The organism is Arthrobacter sp. 18067 (assembly GCF_902706295.1).
Taxonomy (GTDB): Bacteria; Actinomycetota; Actinomycetes; order Actinomycetales; family Micrococcaceae; genus Arthrobacter.
On record NZ_CACSJJ010000003.1, the window covers coordinates 59,190 to 77,994 of the forward strand.

General features: G+C 62.5%; 20 protein-coding genes and 2 pseudogenes. 11 read left to right on the forward strand and 11 right to left on the reverse strand.

What is annotated here, in order from left to right; genetic code table 11:
* Window positions 1-24: 24 nt before the first annotated feature.
* The 6 genes and pseudogenes from GVL04_RS04370 to GVL04_RS04390 form a co-directional block, all read right to left on the reverse strand.
* Window positions 25-399 carry a hypothetical protein gene (locus tag GVL04_RS04370; protein ID WP_159700131.1) on the reverse strand — a complete coding sequence of 125 codons (375 nt, stop codon included), beginning with the start codon at window positions 397-399 and terminating at the stop codon, window positions 25-27.
* The gene (locus tag GVL04_RS04375; RefSeq protein ID WP_159700133.1) at window positions 399-1,010 is read right to left on the reverse strand and encodes a nucleotidyltransferase domain-containing protein; all 612 of its coding nucleotides are present in this window, start codon (window positions 1,008-1,010) and stop codon (window positions 399-401) included. Before GVL04_RS04375 ends, GVL04_RS04370 begins: the two co-directional genes overlap by 1 nt.
* An 83-nt stretch (window positions 1,011-1,093) precedes the next feature.
* Window positions 1,094-1,666, reverse strand: a pseudogene (locus GVL04_RS24615) (lysozyme); the annotation flags it as partial.
* A gap of 78 nt (window positions 1,667-1,744) precedes the next feature.
* Window positions 1,745-2,572 (reverse strand): annotated as a pseudogene (locus GVL04_RS24620) (lysozyme); the annotation flags it as partial.
* Between the two features lie 13 nt (window positions 2,573-2,585).
* Complete coding sequence (locus tag GVL04_RS04385; RefSeq protein ID WP_159700136.1) at window positions 2,586-2,798, reverse strand: helix-turn-helix transcriptional regulator; 213 nt, start codon at window positions 2,796-2,798, stop codon at window positions 2,586-2,588.
* Window positions 2,798-3,289, reverse strand: a complete 492-nt coding sequence (locus GVL04_RS04390) for a DUF2975 domain-containing protein (protein WP_159700139.1) — start codon at window positions 3,287-3,289, stop codon at window positions 2,798-2,800. The genes GVL04_RS04385 and GVL04_RS04390 overlap by 1 nt, the downstream gene beginning before the upstream one ends.
* Before the next feature lie 193 nt (window positions 3,290-3,482).
* Between GVL04_RS04390 and GVL04_RS04395 the strand changes: the two genes are divergently transcribed.
* The 8 genes from GVL04_RS04395 to GVL04_RS04430 all read left to right on the forward strand — a co-directional run bounded on the left by GVL04_RS04395 (window position 3,483) and on the right by GVL04_RS04430 (window position 11,777).
* Window positions 3,483-4,049: a type 1 glutamine amidotransferase domain-containing protein gene (locus tag GVL04_RS04395; protein WP_159700142.1), complete on the forward strand. Its 567-nt coding sequence runs from the start codon at window positions 3,483-3,485 to the stop codon at window positions 4,047-4,049.
* A gap of 153 nt (window positions 4,050-4,202) precedes the next feature.
* The gene (locus GVL04_RS04400) at window positions 4,203-4,523 is read left to right on the forward strand and encodes a hypothetical protein (protein WP_159700145.1); all 321 of its coding nucleotides are present in this window, start codon (window positions 4,203-4,205) and stop codon (window positions 4,521-4,523) included.
* An 11-nt stretch (window positions 4,524-4,534) separates the two neighbouring features.
* The gene (locus GVL04_RS04405; protein ID WP_159700148.1) at window positions 4,535-5,086 is read left to right on the forward strand and encodes a dihydrofolate reductase family protein; all 552 of its coding nucleotides are present in this window, start codon (window positions 4,535-4,537) and stop codon (window positions 5,084-5,086) included.
* Between the two features lie 364 nt (window positions 5,087-5,450).
* The gene (locus GVL04_RS04410; RefSeq protein ID WP_159700151.1) at window positions 5,451-5,900 is read left to right on the forward strand and encodes a VanZ family protein; all 450 of its coding nucleotides are present in this window, start codon (window positions 5,451-5,453) and stop codon (window positions 5,898-5,900) included.
* A gap of 179 nt (window positions 5,901-6,079) precedes the next feature.
* The gene (locus tag GVL04_RS04415) at window positions 6,080-7,423 is read left to right on the forward strand and encodes a cytosine permease (protein ID WP_159700154.1); all 1,344 of its coding nucleotides are present in this window, start codon (window positions 6,080-6,082) and stop codon (window positions 7,421-7,423) included.
* A 5-nt stretch (window positions 7,424-7,428) separates the two neighbouring features.
* Window positions 7,429-8,976: a hydantoinase/oxoprolinase N-terminal domain-containing protein gene (locus tag GVL04_RS04420; RefSeq protein ID WP_159700620.1), complete on the forward strand. Its 1,548-nt coding sequence runs from the start codon at window positions 7,429-7,431 to the stop codon at window positions 8,974-8,976.
* Between the two features lies 1 nt (window position 8,977).
* Window positions 8,978-10,120, forward strand: coding sequence for a DUF917 domain-containing protein (locus GVL04_RS04425; protein ID WP_159700157.1), 1,143 nt, complete (start codon window positions 8,978-8,980; stop codon window positions 10,118-10,120).
* Window positions 10,121-10,223: 103 nt separating this feature from the next.
* Entirely contained in the window at window positions 10,224-11,777 is a 1,554-nt protein-coding gene (locus GVL04_RS04430) for a CdaR family transcriptional regulator (RefSeq protein ID WP_159700160.1), read from the forward strand.
* A gap of 17 nt (window positions 11,778-11,794) precedes the next feature.
* Here the strand turns inward: GVL04_RS04430 and GVL04_RS04435 are convergent, their stop codons facing one another.
* Window positions 11,795-12,238, reverse strand: a complete 444-nt coding sequence (locus GVL04_RS04435; protein ID WP_159700163.1) for a YdeI/OmpD-associated family protein — start codon at window positions 12,236-12,238, stop codon at window positions 11,795-11,797.
* Between the two features lie 91 nt (window positions 12,239-12,329).
* Between GVL04_RS04435 and GVL04_RS04440 the strand changes: the two genes are divergently transcribed.
* The gene (locus GVL04_RS04440; RefSeq protein WP_159700165.1) at window positions 12,330-12,566 is read left to right on the forward strand and encodes a DUF2630 family protein; all 237 of its coding nucleotides are present in this window, start codon (window positions 12,330-12,332) and stop codon (window positions 12,564-12,566) included.
* On the opposite strand, the gene GVL04_RS04445 is transcribed toward GVL04_RS04440, so the two are convergent.
* Together GVL04_RS04445 and GVL04_RS04450 are read right to left on the reverse strand one after the other, a co-directional pair.
* Window positions 12,567-13,709, reverse strand: a complete 1,143-nt coding sequence (locus tag GVL04_RS04445; protein WP_159700168.1) for a glycerate kinase — start codon at window positions 13,707-13,709, stop codon at window positions 12,567-12,569.
* A 60-nt stretch (window positions 13,710-13,769) separates the two neighbouring features.
* Window positions 13,770-14,732, reverse strand: coding sequence for a D-2-hydroxyacid dehydrogenase family protein (locus GVL04_RS04450; RefSeq protein WP_235036156.1), 963 nt, complete (start codon window positions 14,730-14,732; stop codon window positions 13,770-13,772).
* A 74-nt stretch (window positions 14,733-14,806) separates the two neighbouring features.
* Between GVL04_RS04450 and GVL04_RS04455 the strand changes: the two genes are divergently transcribed.
* On the forward strand, window positions 14,807-16,633 hold the full coding sequence (locus GVL04_RS04455) for a glycoside hydrolase family 2 protein (RefSeq protein ID WP_159700623.1): 1,827 nt from the start codon (window positions 14,807-14,809) through the stop codon (window positions 16,631-16,633).
* 49 nt (window positions 16,634-16,682) lie between these two features.
* Here GVL04_RS04455 and GVL04_RS04460 read toward each other — a convergent pair whose 3' ends face one another.
* Together GVL04_RS04460 and GVL04_RS04465 are read right to left on the reverse strand one after the other, a co-directional pair.
* The gene (locus tag GVL04_RS04460) at window positions 16,683-17,480 is read right to left on the reverse strand and encodes a glycerophosphodiester phosphodiesterase (protein ID WP_159700174.1); all 798 of its coding nucleotides are present in this window, start codon (window positions 17,478-17,480) and stop codon (window positions 16,683-16,685) included.
* 13 nt (window positions 17,481-17,493) lie between these two features.
* Window positions 17,494-17,763 (reverse strand): hypothetical protein, encoded by a 270-nt coding sequence (locus GVL04_RS04465; protein ID WP_159700177.1) that lies wholly within the window; start codon window positions 17,761-17,763, stop codon window positions 17,494-17,496.
* An 86-nt stretch (window positions 17,764-17,849) separates the two neighbouring features.
* Here GVL04_RS04465 and GVL04_RS04470 point away from each other — a divergent pair, with 86 nt between their 5' ends.
* The gene (locus GVL04_RS04470; RefSeq protein WP_159700626.1) at window positions 17,850-18,764 is read left to right on the forward strand and encodes an NAD-dependent epimerase/dehydratase family protein; all 915 of its coding nucleotides are present in this window, start codon (window positions 17,850-17,852) and stop codon (window positions 18,762-18,764) included.
* Window positions 18,765-18,805 lie beyond the last annotated feature (41 nt).

An 18,805-nucleotide genomic window follows, 5' to 3' on the forward strand; every position in this document is an offset into this window, starting at 1 on the left:
TCATCACGTCAGCCTGAGTCACGGCTACATGTATTTGGCTTCAGCAGCCGACACTAACTTCGAAGCCCACTCGATGCACTTAGTCGACTTGGCCCGCGTAAGGCTCGAAACGTTGTATCCAGCCTTCGTCTTCTCTCCAAGGAGGCGTGCCAGGATGGCATTGTCACCCCCAGCCTCCTTCAAGGTCTTCACGGCGTCCGCGTGGTTTTCAGACTTTGAGTGCCGGCCCAGCTCAAGCATGCAGAACGCATCGGAAGCAGCAATTCCTGCATGGACGGCCAAGGTTGCAATGACATCCGCATAAGGCTCTTCGGCGTTGAGCGTGTTGATCGTTTCTGCCGCTTCGAGGAAGACTCTGGCATCTTCAAGCCTGGCATGCGCATCCGTGCGCGCTGTCACTAGGCTGCTTCCAAACTACGAAGATGGCGCGAAAGCCAGCTACGGTCCCCGGCGACGTGATTCCCTTCGCTCGTGATGGAATCAAAAATTGGGGCGCTCCGAACTTCGGAAGCTTCGTAGATCATCGGCCGAACGTCGTTACCCGTGAGACTGTAAGCGTCAACGGCCAAGTCGCCGATTAATTCGTAGAGCTCGTCGCTGGCTCCGTCAGGGATGACGAATAGCAAGTCGATATCCGAGTCGCTGCGCATCTCCCGCCGGGCGGCTGAACCGAAGAGTGTTACCTGCAGGGGCTGCTCGGGCCAGTCGGATATTGCACGTAACAGGAATTCTATGAATCGTTCAGTCCCTCGAGACGCTTCGGCGACAACTGCGGCAAGCATATGGCGCGGGTTCAGAGCGTACTCGGTCCGGTTGCCCACCCGCAGTGCTATAACAATCCCGTTCGCCTCCAGACGCTCCAAGCAACGCCGGGCACCTGAAACCGAGGCCTGAATCCCCCGCTCACGGATCAATTGGCCAGGCGTGGTCCGCTGACCATCTACCAACGCCATGAGGACATCGGCCTCGAGAGTCGGGCAGATCGCTCTCAAGGGGTTGTGAAGTTGCATGGAAGACCTCCCAATCGCTTCTTATTGTACGCGATTTGGAATCCTTGGGATGGGCGGCGATGACTCCGCCGCCTGGGCCCTCGCTAGCTCCCGAACTTGGTGTCGAAACGGCTCATAAACGCGGCCATCGCATCACGGGCAACCGGCTCAAGCGACCGATACGTCTTGGTCCCATTCGCCTCGGTCCAACCAGTGCTGATGCCGCTGCTCGCAAGCCACGTGATCTGCTTGTAGAAGGGGTTATTCGTGGCAACATCCGCAAACGGCGACTTCGCAGGTGCGGTGAAAGCGGGCGAACCGGCAAGCCGATACATAAACGCGGCCATGGCATCACGGGCTACCGGCTCAAGCGGCCGGTACGTCTTGGTCCCATTGGCCTCGGTCCACCCGGTACTGATGCCCTTGCTCGCGAGCCAGGTGATCTGCTTGTAGAACGGGTTATCCGTGGCAACATCGGCAAACGGCGACTTTGCGGGAGGGGTGAAGGCGGGCGAACCGGCCAAACGGTACATGAACGCGGCCATGGCATCACGAGCAACAGGGGCCAAGGGCCGGTAAGTCCTGGCCCCGTTGGCCTCGGTCCATCCAGTGGAAATGCCACGGGACCCGAGCCAGTTGACTTCGGCAGTGAATTGGCCGCCGGAGATATCAGAGAAGATGGGCCCCGGATTCTTGGCGAAGGCGGTCAACTCGGTGAGCGAGCCCCTGAAGACATTCTGGTCCCCCGGGAACACGCCCGACTCGGCGTGCTGCCACAAGGTGTAGTTTTTCCAACCGGCCGGCAGCGCTCCGGGCGTCGATGCCCACCTCGCGATGTGCAGTGAATGGTTCCCGAAGCCATCGGCCTTACCTGTGCACGCGTTCCACCAGTCGGTGGTGGTGTAGATGGCAGGCAGGCGTCCGGTTCGGGACAGGATGGTGGTGGCGAAGTCGGAAATCCACGAAATCATCTGCCCCGGGGTCATTCCATAGCAGGCGCCGTCGCCCTAGGGGCTGTATTCCAGGTCCAGCAGGGCAGGCAGTGTTTTCCCATCCGGTGTCCACGCTGCGCCACTCTGGAGGAAGTAGTTGGCTTGGGCTGCACCGGACGACGCATTGGGGAGGGCGAAATGATAGGCGCCGTGCAGCATGCCGGCAGAAGCGGCCCCCGAGTATTGCGCCTGGAAATAGGGATTGCGGTAGGCGGTCCCCTCGCTGGCCTTCACGTACGCAAATTTGGCGCCGCTAGCCGCTGCCTTGGTCCAATCCACCACGCCCTGATGGCTGCTGACGTCCATGCCGCGAACGCCGGCCGGCACTGCTAGAGCGGACTCTGTGGACTGAATGGAGAACACCTTCTGGTCTGCGCTTTCATGATCACGAAGTGTCGATCCCATGGCGTGGTCGTTCTGCGCTGCGGGCGGTTCGTCGGACGCGGTGGCCGACACTGCCCCCGACGCGGTGAGAACGATGGTAGCAAGCAGTACAGCTGTGGCCTGAAGTCGCCCTGAGCAGCTGGACATGGAGAATTTCATTCGACGATTCCTTCGGAAATGCGGGAGGAACCGGCGCCCCCACGTCATTCAGCACAGCCTACTATTCCCCTTGAGCCTCCCAGCGCAGCAGGTCGCCGGGTTGGCACTCAAGCACCTCGCACAGCGCTTCCAAGGTAGTAAATCTCACCGCCTTCGCCCGCCCATTCTTAAGCACAGCCAAGTTGGCCGGAGTGATCCCCACGCGTTCGGCAAGCACACCCACGGGCATCTTGCGCTTGGCCAACATGACGTCGATGTCCACGATGATTGGCATCAGATCACCTCGTCGAGCTCGGCCCTGAGACCCGCAGCCTCAACATCGCGCGCTACAGCCTGGGCGAGCAGCGTTCGCAGAACCAGCACAAGCAGCGCCACGCCTCCGATCATCAACGCCGCTCCGCAAACCAGCAGGACAACACCCGGAGCAATGTCACCCGGAGCCAGCAGCGCCGCAATCGCGAACATCAGCATTGCAGCCGCAGATACGGCGCCGAAGATGATGTCCACAAACCGGAACGCCCCATGCGAGAACACAGTCCCGCGCCGCACCATCGTCAGCAAGCGCCAGACGCAGACTGCAACCACCTGTACGCACAGGATCCCCAGAACGATGATCACCAGCAGCGCAATCCGCGGGCCGTCGGGCGCGCCGGCCTCAACAAGATCAGTAGAAAGCAGCGGCACCATCCACACCTGGACGAATAGTGACCCGGCCAGCACCATCGAGATCACAACCCGCAATGCGAGGATCGTCAGTTTACCCATCGGAACTCCTTTATCGAACAACAACCTGATTCTATCGATATTCGATCGTTAAGCAATCGATCCAACGCAGGAGAGAAAATAGTCAGCTTGCTTACTAAAGCGCTCTTACCTAGGCTTGGACAGGTCAGACAAACAACTCTCACAGCGGCGGTTCACGCCCACAAGGCACCCCGCTGCCCAACGAGGAGGAACAATGTCAGAACACAACATCGCAGGCAAGAAGGTCGCATTTCTGCTGACGGACGGCGTGGAGCAAGTTGAGCTGACCAGCCCCTGGCACGCCGTCAAGGAAGCTGGCGGTGAGCCAACACTCGTGGCTCCGTCCAAGGGCAAAGTCCAGGGGTTCAACGGCGTGGAAAAGGGTGACACCTTCGACGTCGACCTCGCGGTCGCCGACGCCAGCGCGTCCGATTTCGACGCACTGGTTCTCCCTGGCGGCGTCGTGAACGCGGACAACCTCCGCGTGGACAAGGACGCGCAGGACTTCACGCGCGCCTTCTTCGAACAACACAAACCCGTGGCCTCAATCTGCCACGGACCGTGGATCTTCATCGATTCCGGCGTGATCAAGGGCCGCAACGTCACCTCGTATCACACGCTCCAATCGGACCTGAAGAACGCAGGAGCCAACTGGACCGACGAGGAAGTAGTGTGCGACCAGGGGCTGGTCACCAGCCGAAACCCGGACGACCTGCCCGCCTTCAACAGCAAGCTCGTGGAGGAAATCTCCGAGGGCCAGCACGCAGGCCAGACCGCTTAGCGGCCACCGCAGCGTCGCGCGAAAAGTCGAGTGCCGCCGTCGTACTTCACATGAAGCACGACGGCGGCACTCGCCTCAGTCACATCGTCGCAATGTTGCGTAGGTCACATCAGGCACATACGCTGGGGGACGCTGCAGCGTGGCAGCAACCTGATGAAAGGCAACACATTGCCCAGCGACAAGCTCTCCGTAGTTGTTCGCGTCGACGTAGACGGCGAACAGATCCAGATCGCAGCGACCGGTCGCGTGACCGCAACGAGCCTTCAAGGCCTCTACCCGGTGGTCCAGAGAACCAAGGGCTTGGGCGGCGGCCTGGACGTCCAGATGGATCTGACGGAAGCGACAGTTGATGCGGATGCACTTCAAGAACTCCAAGTGTTCGCCGAGCTTTACGAAGTACCCGTCCGCCTCGGCACCAATAACGTGACCGCACTGCCGTCCCGCGATCTCCAAACAACCAGTCGCGCCGCCTAACAGGAGAACCCATGCGCAAAGTCACCGCCGGCCTGTTCCACTCCGTTGATGGCGTGGTCCAAGACCCGTTCAAGTTCCAGTTCGACAGCTTCGACGACGACCTCGGTAAGGGACTCACCAAGATGATCACCACCGTAGACACCGTGGTTTTGGGTCGTGTCAGCTATCAGGAGTGGGCCGGGTATTGGCCGAATGCTTCACAGGATGATGACTTTGCGGCCTTCATCAATCCCGTGGAGAAGTTCGTCGCATCCCGCACTTTGACCGAGCCGCTTGAATGGGAGAACTCGCACCTGATCAAGGGTGACGTGGAGCAATTCGTCACCGAGCTGAAGAACCGCGACGGCGGCGAGATCGCCGTCTGCGGCAGCATCTCCCTGGTCCGGCAACTGCTGTTCGCGGGCGTGCTCGATGAGCTGACCCTCATGACGCACCCTGTGGTGGCCGGCAGCGGTCGGCGGCTCTTCGAGGACGGCGACCCGCAGAATCGGCTCGTGTTGGAGGACCAGTACGCCACCAGCAAGGGCAACGTGGTGAGCACGTACAGCGTGCGAAAAGACTAAACGCACGACGGCGGGACGCGCCTAGTTCGGCTGCCTCACCTTCGTAGGACGCGTCGAATCCAATCCACCAGCGTGGACCGGCTGGCTGGCCCGGAATGTTCGTCCAAGACCGAGCACTCCGGGCATGGCCCATCAGGGAACTCACCCAGTTGCTTCCAGATCCACCCCTCCAGGCAGTGCTCGTTTCGGCACGGCAGGTGTGTCATTGGCTGTCCCCCTAGGCCACGTTTCTCTCCTTAACAAGGTGTCTGCCAGCGCTGAATCATTACGCGAGGTTCCACCCCAGGTAGCAGCACTCCGCGAGCAACATCACCACGCGGACGGAGGAATTGAATCACCCATCCTGAAACCATGGAGAGAACGAGTGAAAGGGAATCATGGGGAATGGGCTTTGGTGGCATACACGCTGCTTCCACTTCCCGACCCCAGTCTGTTGAAGTGCGGTCCCGGCGGAAGCACGTTCCAAGCCATTCCGTTCCAGTTCCTCGACGACATCCAACGTGAAACGTCAGGCCTCGGGGTCACCGGAACGCTGACGAGCCGCGCCACGCTGCAGGTTGTGTTCAACGTGGTGCTGTTCATTCCGTGGGGCATCTACGACTGCGCCTACCGCCTGGCCGACGTCGACGATCTCATCACCAACACCCTCGGCGCCTTGATCGGCGCACTCATCGCACCCCTCGTCCACTCGTTCATGCCGCAACGACGCGAACTCCGCGCAGCCCGCGACCAGAGCCGCCCCGTCCTTCGTGGCGGTCCCGCTCACCAAGTCGCGCGGACTTTCCGGGGTTCTGACTGGTGCGCAGATGGTTGACTCACGCGAAAGCGCACGACGGCGGGTGGCCGGTTCGGCGGCCGAGGCGGACTAGAAGCCGAGCAACCGGCCTCTGTGCACTTCGCATACCCAGAGCCACCCAGCACTGCACATTGCCCAATGACCCTCGAGTGATCCACAGATACTGTGAAGTGAATCACCCGAAAGGAATGTATGTCATGTCCACCTCCGACACAGGGCACGATGACTACCCCATCACCAGGGTTCCCGCAACGAAGCGGAAGCACTGGTTCGGCATCGCAGTCCAACGCTTTGGCCAGACTTCTGACCTGAGCCAGTTTCTTCTCGGGGCAACCTTTGGCTTCGGAATGACCTTCTGGGACGCCTTCTGGGCATTCACAGTAGGCGCATTGATCGTCGAAGCACTCATGATTTTCGTCGGCATCGCCGGCATGCGCCAAGGTCTCACAACATCCATGCTTGCCCGCTGGACCGGCTTCGGCCGCGGCGGAGCATCGGTCCTCGGATTGGCCATCTGCGTCAGCCTCATCGGCTGGTTCGGCATCCAGTCAGGGATTTCAGGGGCTGGCCTGAACCAAATCGTCCCCGAAATTCCCACATGGGCTTGGTCGCTGGTCTTTGGACTTGTGGTCACTCTGATCGTGGTCCGGGGCTTTGAATCAATGCAGTGGTTGGCCAACATCACGGTGCCGCTGTTCATGATCCTGATTGCTTGGGCGGCCTGGGCCGAGCTGAGTAACCACTCCATCAGCCAACTCATCAACGATGCTCCTCCGGGCCCGCACCTTGATTTCGTTACCGCTACCACCATCGTTGCTGGAAGCGCCGTGCTCGGAGCAGTCATTACGCCCGACATGACCAGGTACAACAGGAGCGCCGGCGACGTCGTCAAGCAGACCGTCGTCGGAATGACCCTCGGCAACTACAGCATCGGCATGATCGGCGTCCTGCTGGCCCACGCCGTCAAAACGGCAGACGTCACCCAGATCATCTTCTCCTCCGTGGGCTGGGTGGGCATCTTGATCATTGTCCTGGGCACATCCAAGATCAACGACTGGAACCTCTACAGCGCTGGGCTCGGCGTCGTGTCGTTCTTCAACAGCGCCATGAACAAACGCCTGAACCGTGGGCACGTCACGCTGCTGCTCGGCGTTTTCGGAAGTGTCCTCGCTGCGATCGGCATCCTGGACAAGTTCATCGACATCCTCATGGTGCTGGGCGTCGTCTTCCCGCCGGTAGCCGGCATCATCATGGCCGAGTATTTCGTGGTCAAGAAGTGGCGGCCCCTGTTGGAGGCAAGCCGCGATTCAGGACTCCCACCAGCCAAATCACCCAACTGGATCCCGGCCACGTTCGTCATCTGGGCGATCTCTGCGGCACTGGGATACTTCGTCACCTTCGGACTCCCGGCGTTCACCTCGCTCGCCGCGGCATTCATCCTCTACATCGTCGCCGGCAAGCTGAACCTCCTGAGGTCCTACGGCGACAACCAACCCACAAGCGAAACCACCACAAAGGAAGAATCGGTAACCGCACCATGAGTAGCCTGAGAATCGGCATTGACGTCGGCGGCACCAACACAGACGCCGTGCTGCTGGATGGCGCGCAGGTGCTCGCCTCCACGAAGGTCCCCACCACCAGGGACGTCACCAGCGGCATCACCCAAGTACTCACCGCACTCAAGGAACTGAACGGCTTCAGCCCGGACGATATCCGCGGCGTGATGATCGGGACCACGCACTTCATCAACGCCCTCATTGAAGCTCGGGACCTCTGCCCAACGGCCGCCATCCGACTTGGACTTCCCGCCACCGCTTCCCTGCCACCGTTCACGGATTGGCCAGACACCCTCACCAACGCCGTCAGTGGCCGCGCGTACATGGCCCACGGTGGCCACGAATTCGACGGCCGCCCCATCAGCCCCTTCGACCCGGACGAAATAAGGCGCCACGCGGCCGATATTGCCGCACACGGCATCCGATCAGTGGCGGTGTCCAGCGTCTTCTCGCCCGTCAACGACGAATTCGAGCAGCGCACCCTAGCCATCCTCCGCGAAGAACTGGGCCCGGAGTTTCCCGTATCCCTGTCCCACGAGATCGGCAGGGTGGGCCTCCTTGAACGGGAGAACGCAACCATCGTCAACGCTTCCCTCGCCGAAATGGCGAACCGGATTGTTGATGGCCTCGCCAAGGCTGTGCTGGAGCAGGGCATCACAGCACCGCTGTACGTCAGCCAGAACGACGGCACGCTCATGGACATTGAATACACGCGGCGCTACCCCGTAGCCACGTTCGCTTCAGGTCCCACCAACTCCATGCGTGGGGCGGCTGCGCTCTCCGGATACTCCGACTGCCTGATCGTGGACATCGGCGGCACCACCACCGACGTCGGCGTCCTTGTGAACGGTTTCCCCCGCGAGTCCAGTACCCACGTCCGGCTCGCAGGGCTCCGCACCAACTTCCGGATGCCGGACGTCCTCTCCGCAGGCCTCGGAGGTGGGTCCCGGGTGCGGACCGATCAGGGAACCGTGGGCCCGGACTCGGTGGGCTACCGACTCACCGATGAGTCGCTCGTCTTTGGCGGGTCTGTCCTGACGGCAACGGACATCGCCGTCCGCAGCGGAAGGGCCGACGTCGGAGACGCGTCTTTGGTCCGCCACATCAGTGACGCCGTGGTCCGGTCAGCCCTGGAACAGATCGACAGGACCATCGCGGATATTGCCGACCGGATCCGGACCTCGTCCGCTGAACTTCCGGTGGTCGCCGTCGGGGGTGGATCCATCCTGCTGGCAGACAAACTGGACGGCCTGGGCACCATCCACCGCCCCGGCAATTTCGATGTCGCCAACGCGTACGGAGCCGCCATCGCCCAGATCAGCGGGGAGGTTGACCGCGTGTCCTCCATTGCGGACGGGGATCAGAAGCGCGCCATGGAATCCGCGCGGCAGGAGGCCGTTGACCGCGCCGTTGCCGCCGGTGCCAACCCGGACACAGTGTCGATAGTTGAGCAGGAAGCCATTCCCATCCCCTACCTTCCCGGAAACGCCATGCGCGTTCGGGTCAAGGCAGCCGGCAACCTCACGTTAGGAAAATGAGATGACCCTGGAAGTGACACACAGCCGCAAGCTGAAGAAGATCACCGTGGACGATATTGATTCCCTGGCGCGCGGGGCAGCCATCCTTGGCACGGGCGGCGGCGGTGATCCCTATATTGGGGCCCTCCTGGCGAAACAGGCCATCGAGGAGTTCGGCCCCGTGGAACTCGTTTCCGTTGAGGACCTGGCAGACGATGCCTTCATCGTTCCCATTGCGGCGATCGGCGCCCCCACAGTAGCCGTGGAGAAGCTCGACACCGTGGAAAACCTGCACCTGACCATCCAGAAGCTGGCGGCGTCCTTGAACCGGACCGCCACCCACACCGCATGCCTGGAGATCGGCGGTTCAAACTCCCTGCTGCCAATCGTGGCGGCAGCGCAGCTGGGGATTCCCCTGATCGATGGTGACCTGATCGGACGGGCCTTCCCTGAAATACAAATGGGAATGGCGCCGCTGTACGGCATCCATGCCACTCCCATGGCCCTGGCTGATGAGAAGGGCAACACGCTCGTCATCGAGGCGATCGACTCGTTCTGGGCTGAGCGCTTTGCCCGGCAGGCTTCCATCGAAATGGGATGCAACGCCTTCAACAGCACCTATGCCATGACCGGCGAACAGGCCCGTGAGAGCTTCGTGGCCGGCTCCATGTCCTTCGCCATCGCCATCGGAGACGCCGTTGCCAACGCCCAACACAACAACCTCAACCCCTGCGATGTGTTGGCGGAAACGCTGAGGGGGCGCATTGTTCATCTGGGCAAGGTCACGGACCTGCAGCGTCAGACGACCGGCGGGTTCGCCAAGGGCCAGGCCATGATCGAGGGCATGGGCGCGGACACCGGCTCCGTTCTCTCGCTGCATTTCCAGAACGAACACTTGCTCGCCACCAAGGACGGAACCGTGGTGACAACGACGCCGGACCTCATCATCGTGGTGGACGCAGAATCCGCCGAACCGGTGACAACAGAGAACCTGCGCTATGGGCAGCGGTTGTGCATCCTGACTGCGCCCAGCGACCCTCGCTGGCACACCACCGAGGGCCTGGCATTGGCCGGACCGGAGTACTTCGGGTACGGCGTCCCTTCCCACAGATGGGACGGGACGCGCGAAGAGCACACCGAGTCCATCGAGCGTTATCGCAGCTGACCGCCGTCGAACGTTCGCCCCGCCGCCGCGTCCCCAACGACAGTTGGCGGCGCGGCGGTGGCATTATGGGAAGGTAACCAACGAGGAGAACCGGAGAAGCTGAATGACCCCTCCGATCCCCCTGTGGTCCGTCACGAATCACCTCCCGGCCGGCGTGATGGAGAGCATCGGGGAACCTGGTATCGCAACTGTTTCGTCGCTGGTGGCCTTGACGGGGACCCTGGCCGAGGTCAATCGCCAGGTCCGCGAACAGCGGAACCTCGACGGCGACCCCCTCACCCTCCGCGGCTGCATCCTGTTACCCCTTGAGCCGTTGCCGTCGGGTGTCTCTTGGGACGTGGAGGCGCTGTTGGCACTGGCGTCCGCGGCCGGCGTCGTGGCCCTTGCGGTAAAACTGCAGAACGACGACGGCGCGTTGCCGCCCAACGTGACAAGGCTCGCCAAACGCTTGGGGCTGGTGGTGTTGGCCGTCCACAACACCTGGCAGTTCGGGATGGCTGCACAGGAGTTGCTGTCCGGCGCCGCACATCGTCAGGGGCAGCTGATCTCCCGCGTGGCGGCTGAGTGTCGGCTCCCGTTCGGATCTCTGGGCCATTTGCTGCAGCGACTCGGAGTGGCGATCGGGCATGAGGTGACCCTGGTGGATCCGTCCGGGAAGCTGATTTCCGCTGAGTCGCCGGGCCCTGGGCCTGCACCGGAGCCTACTGAACCACTGATTGCGTCGGTGGAAATCCTGGCGTCGGTCCACAGGGAGCAGGAGAACAGTCCACGGCTCAGGGTCCTCCCCGGCCCCTCACTGGATCAGGAGCGGTCCGCCATCCTCGCAGCCTTGGAAGTAGCGGCGATCGCCGTTTCAGAGCTGCTGTCCCGTCAACGCCTGGAGAGGGAGCGCGACGCCCGACACCGTATTGCCCTCCTGGGTCAGCTCATCGACAACGCCGGAGATGTCACCCCGTCTTTCAGGGCGCGGGCGTTGGAGTTGGGATGGACTCTGGACGGCTTTCACATAGCTTTCCGGGTGATCACCCGCCAGCCGGTGGACCTGGTAGCCCGAAAGCCGGATCTGGACCGCGCCTTGTTGCGCGAAAAGATCGAGGCTTCAACGGTTGAACAGTCAGACGGCTGGTCCGGGTGGATCAGCTACCCGTCCAAGCCAGGGCCAGCGGAAGTCAGCAGCGTCAGCAGCGCGCTGCGCCGCGCCCAGCGGGAGCTCGCAGCTACGATAGCCACCCAATTCGGCGTAGGCCGCCTGCAAGCGCAGCCGGAAGGGATCGTCAGCTCGCTGGAGGAAGCCAACGACGCCGCCCGCATCGCCGGGGCAAGGGAGAACTCCGGCTACTTTGTCCATGTGGACCGATTGGATATGGCCCAGCTGCTGCTGATCTGGACCCGCACCGACACGTTCCGTCCCGCCGCCCGGGAGCTCCTGGCACCACTCCTCAAAGCCGGGCCAGAACTCCTGCAGACCCTCACCACGTTCCTGGACTGTGAGTCTTCGCTGACCGAAACCGCTGCGATCCTCAATGTGCACCGCAACACGGTCAGTGATCGAATCAGGCGAATTCAGTCGCTCATTGCCATCAATCTGGAGGATCCGGAAGCGCGGCTGGCGTTGCAGCTTGCGTGCCGGAGTGTGCTGACGGATAAACCTGAGTAGGGCTTCCTTGCAGGATTCTATTTCTTGCCCGCTTTCAGGTCGGCAACCACTTTCGCGATCCGCCGGGCACGCGTTTCCTCCGTCTTGGCGTCCGCGATCGGCTCCACGTACCGCCGCTGGCTGCTGTAGTTCAGGGTCCCGTAGAAGGCCTTTGCCTCAGGTTCGGCATCCAGCGCGGCGGCCAAGTCCTCGGGCACCTCAATAACGCGCGGCTGGGTGTCCACTTCAAGCCCCACCTCGACGGTGTCGCCTGCAGCAGCGCCCGTAAGTTCGCGGTTGGCCGAGCTGACGCCCACCATGTACTTGCCGCCCATGACGGCGATGCTGCTGCGGTAGCTCTGACCGTTGATGGTCACCACCACAGGGGGCCGTTTGCCGGCTCCAAGCCCGTCAACGATCTCGTCGGGAACTTCGATGCCGGCCTTGTTGCCATCGCCAACGATGGTGGTTGTAAATTTCATGTCCCAAGTATGCCGTTGGCCATTGGTAGACGCACTGCACCGACAGGACTACTTTCGAAATAACCGCAATCCCCCACCAAAGGAGACACCCATGGACAACCAGGATCTCTTGGAACGCATCCAATCGCTGGTCGAAGAGGAGCACCGCTTGCGCGACTCCGCCAACTCAGGAACGGGGGATGACACAGGACGCCTGGCCCAACTGGAAGCCCAGCTCGACCAATGCTGGGACCTGCTGCGCCAACGCCGTGCCAAGAAGGACGCCGGCGGGAACCCGGACGACGCCTCAGCCCGAAGCGTCAACGAAGTTGAGGGCTACCGGCAGTAACTACGCCCCCTCAAGCACCTGACTCGTCGCCCACGCAAGGTATTTGGCGGCGTTCGCGACGGCGTCGGACACGTCCGGGACGCCATCCTTGCGCTGAGCAACGTCCAGCAACTGGGCAGCAGCGACAATGCCGTGCTTCGCGAGGTCTTCAGGGGTCACCGTGATGCGTCCAGCGACAGCGATCACGGGAATTCCGTGCAAGCTCGCGGCATCAGCCAGGGCGATCGGCGCCTTGCCAGTAAGTGACTGCTCGTCCATGGAGCCCTCGCCGGTGATCACCAGATCTGCCTCACCCAGGTGCTGAGCCAGGCCTGTGAGTCCGGCCACCAGCGCGAAGCCACCTTCCAGCGCAGCGTCGGTGAAAGCCAGGAACGACGCCGGGAACCCGCCTGCCGCCCCAGCCCCCGGAACGTTCACATCCCGGCCCGTGGCTTCCCGAAGGAGCGAAGCCCAGTTGCGGAGAGCGGCGTCGAGCTTCTCAACGGCGTCCTCATCGGCACCCTTTTGCGGACCGAAAACATGCGCGGCACCCTCCGGACCGTACAGCGGGTTCTGGACGTCGACGGCGATCCGGAACTTCACGGACGACAGCCGCGGATCCAGCTCGGAGACATCCAACGCGACGACATCGGTGAGGGAACCTCCACCGAGCGGCACCACATTTCCGGTCGCATCAAGGGGCTTGAGCCCGAGGGCACGCAAGGCGCCGCTACCGGCGTCGGACATTGCCGAGCCACCCAAGCCGAGCACAATCTCGGTGGCCCCGGCATCGAGGGCGGCGGCGATCAGCTGGCCGCAGCCGTAGCTGTGGGCGCGGAGGGAATTCTCGGGGGTGGGTTCCATGTGGGCAAGGCCGGAAGCCATGGCCGTCTCAATGACGGCGCTGGCTCCACCAAAGGCATCTTTGCGGATCGCCCAGGAGGCTCCGACAGGCTTGAGGATCGGGCCGACAACGGCGTTGTTCCGCTCTTCGTAACCCGCGGCGATCGCGGCATCCAGGGTTCCTTCGCCACCGTCGGCAACCGGGAACTGGGTGGTCACTGCATCCGGGTAGACACGGAGGGCGCCTTCGGCCATGGCTGACGCGGCTTCGGCGGCGGTCAGGGATCCCTTGAACTTGTCAGGGGCGATGAGGATACGCATGGACCCATCTTGCCAGCTTCGCTCGGAAAGCGCTTGCCCGAACGTAATGTAGCGGTTGGTTTACGTGCTGAGCACCCGAACAGGAGCCCCGCCCAGCCACTCCTTCACGTCCTCGAACGCTCCACCATAGAACTGCCGGTAACTCTCATGCGTCACGTACCCGATATGCGGCGAGAGCGCTGTCCTCGAAGAATGCAGCAACGCGTGCCCGGCCGGTAGGGGTTCGTCGTCGAACACATCCAGCGCGGCGCCGCGGATCCATCCCTCTTCCAAAGCCTGGATCAGCGCGGCCTCGTCCACCAAAGGTCCACGTGCGGTGTTGACCAGCACGCCCTCCGGGCCCAGAAGACGCAACTCTTTTGCACCGACGATCCCCTCCGTCCGCTCGGACAAGCGGAGGTGCAGGGTCACGACGTCGGACTCACGGAACAACTCCTCTTTGCTGACCTTCCGGACGCCGGCTGCCTTGGCGTCGTCGGCAGTGAGATTTTGGCTCCAGGCCAGGACGTCCATACCGAAAGCCTTGGCATAGCCCGCGATTCGCTTGCCGATCTTGCCCAGGCCAACGATTCCCAGTGTCTTGCCTTCCAGTTCAAACCCGACGCCGGTCTGCCAGTCGCCCGCTCGAAGCGAGTTCTCCTCCACAACCAGATTCCTTGCGAACGCCAGCAGGAGCGCCCACGTCAGCTCCGGTGCCGCAGCCGGCGAACCACTGGTCCCGCACACCACAATCCCCCGCTCGGAGGCGGCCTCAAGGTCAATGGCTGCGTTGGCCATGCCGGTGGTCACCAACAACTTCAGGTTGGGCAACGACTCAAGGACGTCCTGTGGAAAACGCGTGCGTTCGCGCATCGCCACGATGATGTCGAACGGCTCCAAGGCGGCCACCGCTTGCTCTTCCGAAACGAAAGCCGCGCTGAAAACGCTCACTTTCACGCCGTCGTCGAGCAATGAATCCCACGGCGCGTAGTCGCCGGAGACCTGCTGGTAATCGTCCAGGATGGCTAAACGGAATCGGGTCACGTCCCCTATCCTCGCGCGGCGGCTGGTGGTACTCAACCCCATCTCACGTTAGGTTTTTGAGTGTGAGCCAAAATGTGACCTCCGCCATGCCCAAGCCCGAGCACCCCCGCCCACAACTGATCCGCGAGAAGTGGATGAACCTCAACGGAACCTGGGGATTTGAGATCGACGCCGGTGATTCCGGTGTGGAGCGCGGCCTCACCACCCGCGAACTCACCGGCGAGATTCTGGTTCCGTTCGCGCCGGAATCGACGCTTTCCGGGATTGAACACGTGGATTTCATGGAAGCCGTTTGGTATCGCCGAACCTTGAGCATTCCCCAGGAATGGGCGGGCAACAGCGTCCTGCTGCACTTCGGCGCCGTGGACCACGACGCCACGGTGTGGGTAAACGGGGTTGAAGTTGCCCGGCACCGGGGTGGGTTCACGCCATTTACCGCGGACTTGGGCGGTGTGGTGGAGGCCGGTGCCGACGCGGTGATCGTGGTGCGTGCCCGGGATTCCCGGCACGAGATGCAGGCCCGCGGCAAGCAGGCCACCTGGTACAACAACACCCACTGCCAGTACACCCGGACTACTGGAATTTGGCAGACGGTGTGGCTGGAGGCCGTGCCCGAGGTCTACATCAAACGACTCCGCATGACTCCCAACCTGGCGGACTCAAGCATCACTGTGGAGGTGCCTATCAGCCGGAACCGGACGGGACACACGGTTTCTGCGGTGCTCACTGACTGCTCGGGGACTCGAATTGAGGCGTCTGCGCGGGCAGATCTGGACCTCACCCCCTCACTTCGGCTGAGCATCCCTGTCGAGGCCCTGCGCCCCTGGTCCATTGAGGATCCGTTCCTTTACGACCTTGAAGTCAGCGTGCGGGACGGGTCCGGCGGGATAGTTGATCAGGTCAGCAGCTATGCGGCAGTCCGGTCCATTGCCTTGGACCGCAGAGTGGTCCGCATCAACGGCAAGCCGGTTTTCCAGCGGCTGGTCCTGGACCAGGGCTACTGGCCGGAATCGCTCATGACCTCCCCGGACGAATCAGCACTGATCAAGGACATCGAACTGTCCATGGCTGCGGGATTCAACGGTGCCCGTCTGCATCAGAAGGTGTTCGAGGAGCGCTTCCTCTATCACGCAGACCGGCTCGGGTACTTAGTGTGGGGCGAGTTCGGCGACTGGGGCGTCTCCGGCGGCGGCACCATCGGCCACAACCAGAAGCCGACCGCGAGCTTCGTAGCCCAGTGGCTCGAAGTGCTCAAGCGCGACTTCAACCACCCATCCATCATCGGCTGGTGCCCCCTCAACGAGACACACCAGATTCTGCACGATCGCCTGACGGTCTTGGACGACGTCACGGAGGCCATGTTCCTCGCCACCAAACTTGCCGATCCAACCCGGCCAGTCATCGATGCTTCCGGCTACGCGCACCGGATCCGGGAGACGGACATCTACGATTCCCATTCCTACGAGCAGGACCCGGACCGCTTCGCCATCGAGCAGCAAGGCCTGGCCGACGGGAAGCCTTACATCAACCGCAAGGCAGATGGCGAGGAATACTCGGTCCCTTACGCAGGCCAGCCCTACTTCGTCTCGGAGTTCGGCGGCATCTGGTGGAACGAGGCCGAAGCCCGTCAGGCCGTGGAAGGGACCGACGTCGCCTCCTCGTGGGGCTATGGCCAGCGCGTCAGTTCGGAGGAAGAGTTCTACACCCGCTTCGACGGGCTCTGCTCAGTCCTGCTGGATAACCCGGACATGTTCGGCTACTGCTACACCCAACTGACGGACGTCTTCCAAGAGAAGAACGGCATCTTCACCTTTGAACGCGGCACAAAGTTTGACCTCGACAGGATCCGCGCGAGCCAAGTCCGTCCGGCAGCCATCGAGACCCGCCGAGATGGCAGTTAATCCCAATGTTGCAGCCTGGGACTGTCATTAAATGGCATGTCGGCGGGGTTTAGACCCACTGGCCCCGGCGGACCAGGACTTCCTTGAGGAGGTCCACGCGGTCCGACACGACTCCGTCGATGCCGAGGTCCAGCAGCCGGTCCATCTCTGCGGGATCGTTGATGGTCCACACATGCACCTGCCTGCCCAAGCGATGAGCGCGGCGGATGAATCCCGGCGTCACCACCGGCAGCCGGCCGTAACGGACCGGAACCTGGAAAACGTCGACGCCGGCAAGCAGCTTGCGTGCCAAACGTGCCGGCAGCACGGGGCCAAGGAGGACGAAGATCGCCGTCAGTGAGCTTCCGGCTGAGGAAGCAACGCGGCGGGAGAGTCGCGACAGGACCGCCCGGCGTCGCCTGTCCGAGAAGCTCGTGACCAAGACGAGATCATGGATTCCGTGTTTCTCGATGGCCTCCGCCATGGGGCCCACGGAGTTCCAATCCTTGACGTCCAGGTTCAGCCGGGCACCGGGCAGCGCTGAAACCAGTTCATCAAACGTTGGCACCGGCTCCACGCCGCCAATCCGCGCCAGTGCGACTTCCGAGGCAGTCAAAGATGCGATATCTCCCACCGAATCAGTGACTCGGTCCAGCGATGAATCGTGGAAGACCAGGAGCACGCCATCCGAGGTGGTGTGGACATCCGTTTCAAGGTGCACGGTCCCGAGTTCAACTGCAGCTTTGAACGCGGCCATGGAATTCTCCAGCCCATCCAGGGAGAAACCCCTGTGGGCGAAGGGCAAAGGGCCTACTGAACCGTCCTTGCGGAGGAAATACGGCAGCGTCACACCCGTAGCGTAGCCCATTGCCAAGGTGCGGCTAGGACTCCTGCGGGAGGGCCGCCGTCGGCTGTGGAACGACCGCCACGCCGTCACTGACGTGCACCAGCGTTCGGCCGCGACCGCCGTCGAGCTCCACCCAAACCGCGGTGGCATCGCCGGTAACGGCGTCCACCACACCGGCCGATTCGTAGCCCGGCGTCAACGTGACGTTGACGCGATCGCCCTGGCGAAGTGAACGCCAGTGGTGATCCGGCTCAATCCGCCGCAATGGCGCGGTATTGACGTTGTTGATCCTGCGCTTGGCCATATTTCCCCCTGCAAATCCGACTGGTAGACACGATGCGAACGGGTCCTTGGCTGGAAGCCTACGGTCGCAACGTGAACGCCGGTTGTATGGAGGCTGGGAAGTCGGTGACAGCCTGGTACTGCGAGACTAGGGACATGACTGTGTTGATTGCCGGGTGCGGCGACCTTGGAACAGAAGCCGGGCTCCGCTTCGCAGCAGCTGGCCACGAAGTTGTGGGCCTGCGTCGGTCCCCCGGGAAGCTGCCTCCGAAGATCCGCGGGATCTACGCGGACCTCTCCACTGAGCTGCCGGAACTGCCCGCAGACGTGGACATCGTCGTGGTGGCTGTTGCGGCCGATTCCTCCACCGAAGAGGCCTATCGCGCTGCGTACGTGAACGGCGTGAAGAACGTCGTGGACGCATTGGAACGCCAGTCCATCGAGCCGCGGCGGATACTGTTCGTCTCCTCAACGGCCGTATACAAGGATTCCGGCGGAGCCGTGGTGGACGAGTCGACGCCCACGGAACCCACGCGCTTCAGCGGCCAGGTCCTGGTGGAGGCAGAGGATTTGCTGTTCGCACGAACGCGCGGAACCGGGACCCAGCCCATTTCGCTGCGGCTCGGCGGGATCTACGGGCCGGGCCGTACCCGACTGATCGACCAAGTCCGTAGCGGCCAGGCGGTCATTCCTGCCCACCCCCGGCACACGAATCGCGTCCACAGGGACGACGCCGCGGCCATGATCGTCCACCTCACCACCATGGTCCAGGACCCGGATCCCGTCTACGTCGGCGTTGATGACCACGCGGCGGAAATGGGTGAAGTCCTACGGTTCCTAGCGGCGGAACTTGAGTGCCCGGAACCCCCGACGGCGGCACCTGGCGGCGCGTCCGACGCCGGCCCCGGCGACAAGCGCTGCTCCAACGCACGCCTCCGAGCGACGGGATTCGAGCCCAGCTATCCCACGTTCAAGGAAGGCTATCGGGCGCTGTTGGCCGGCGAGGGTGTTCGGCACCCGTGAAACTGGCGGCTTCTCCTGTCAGAACCAACCTGCAGAGGTGG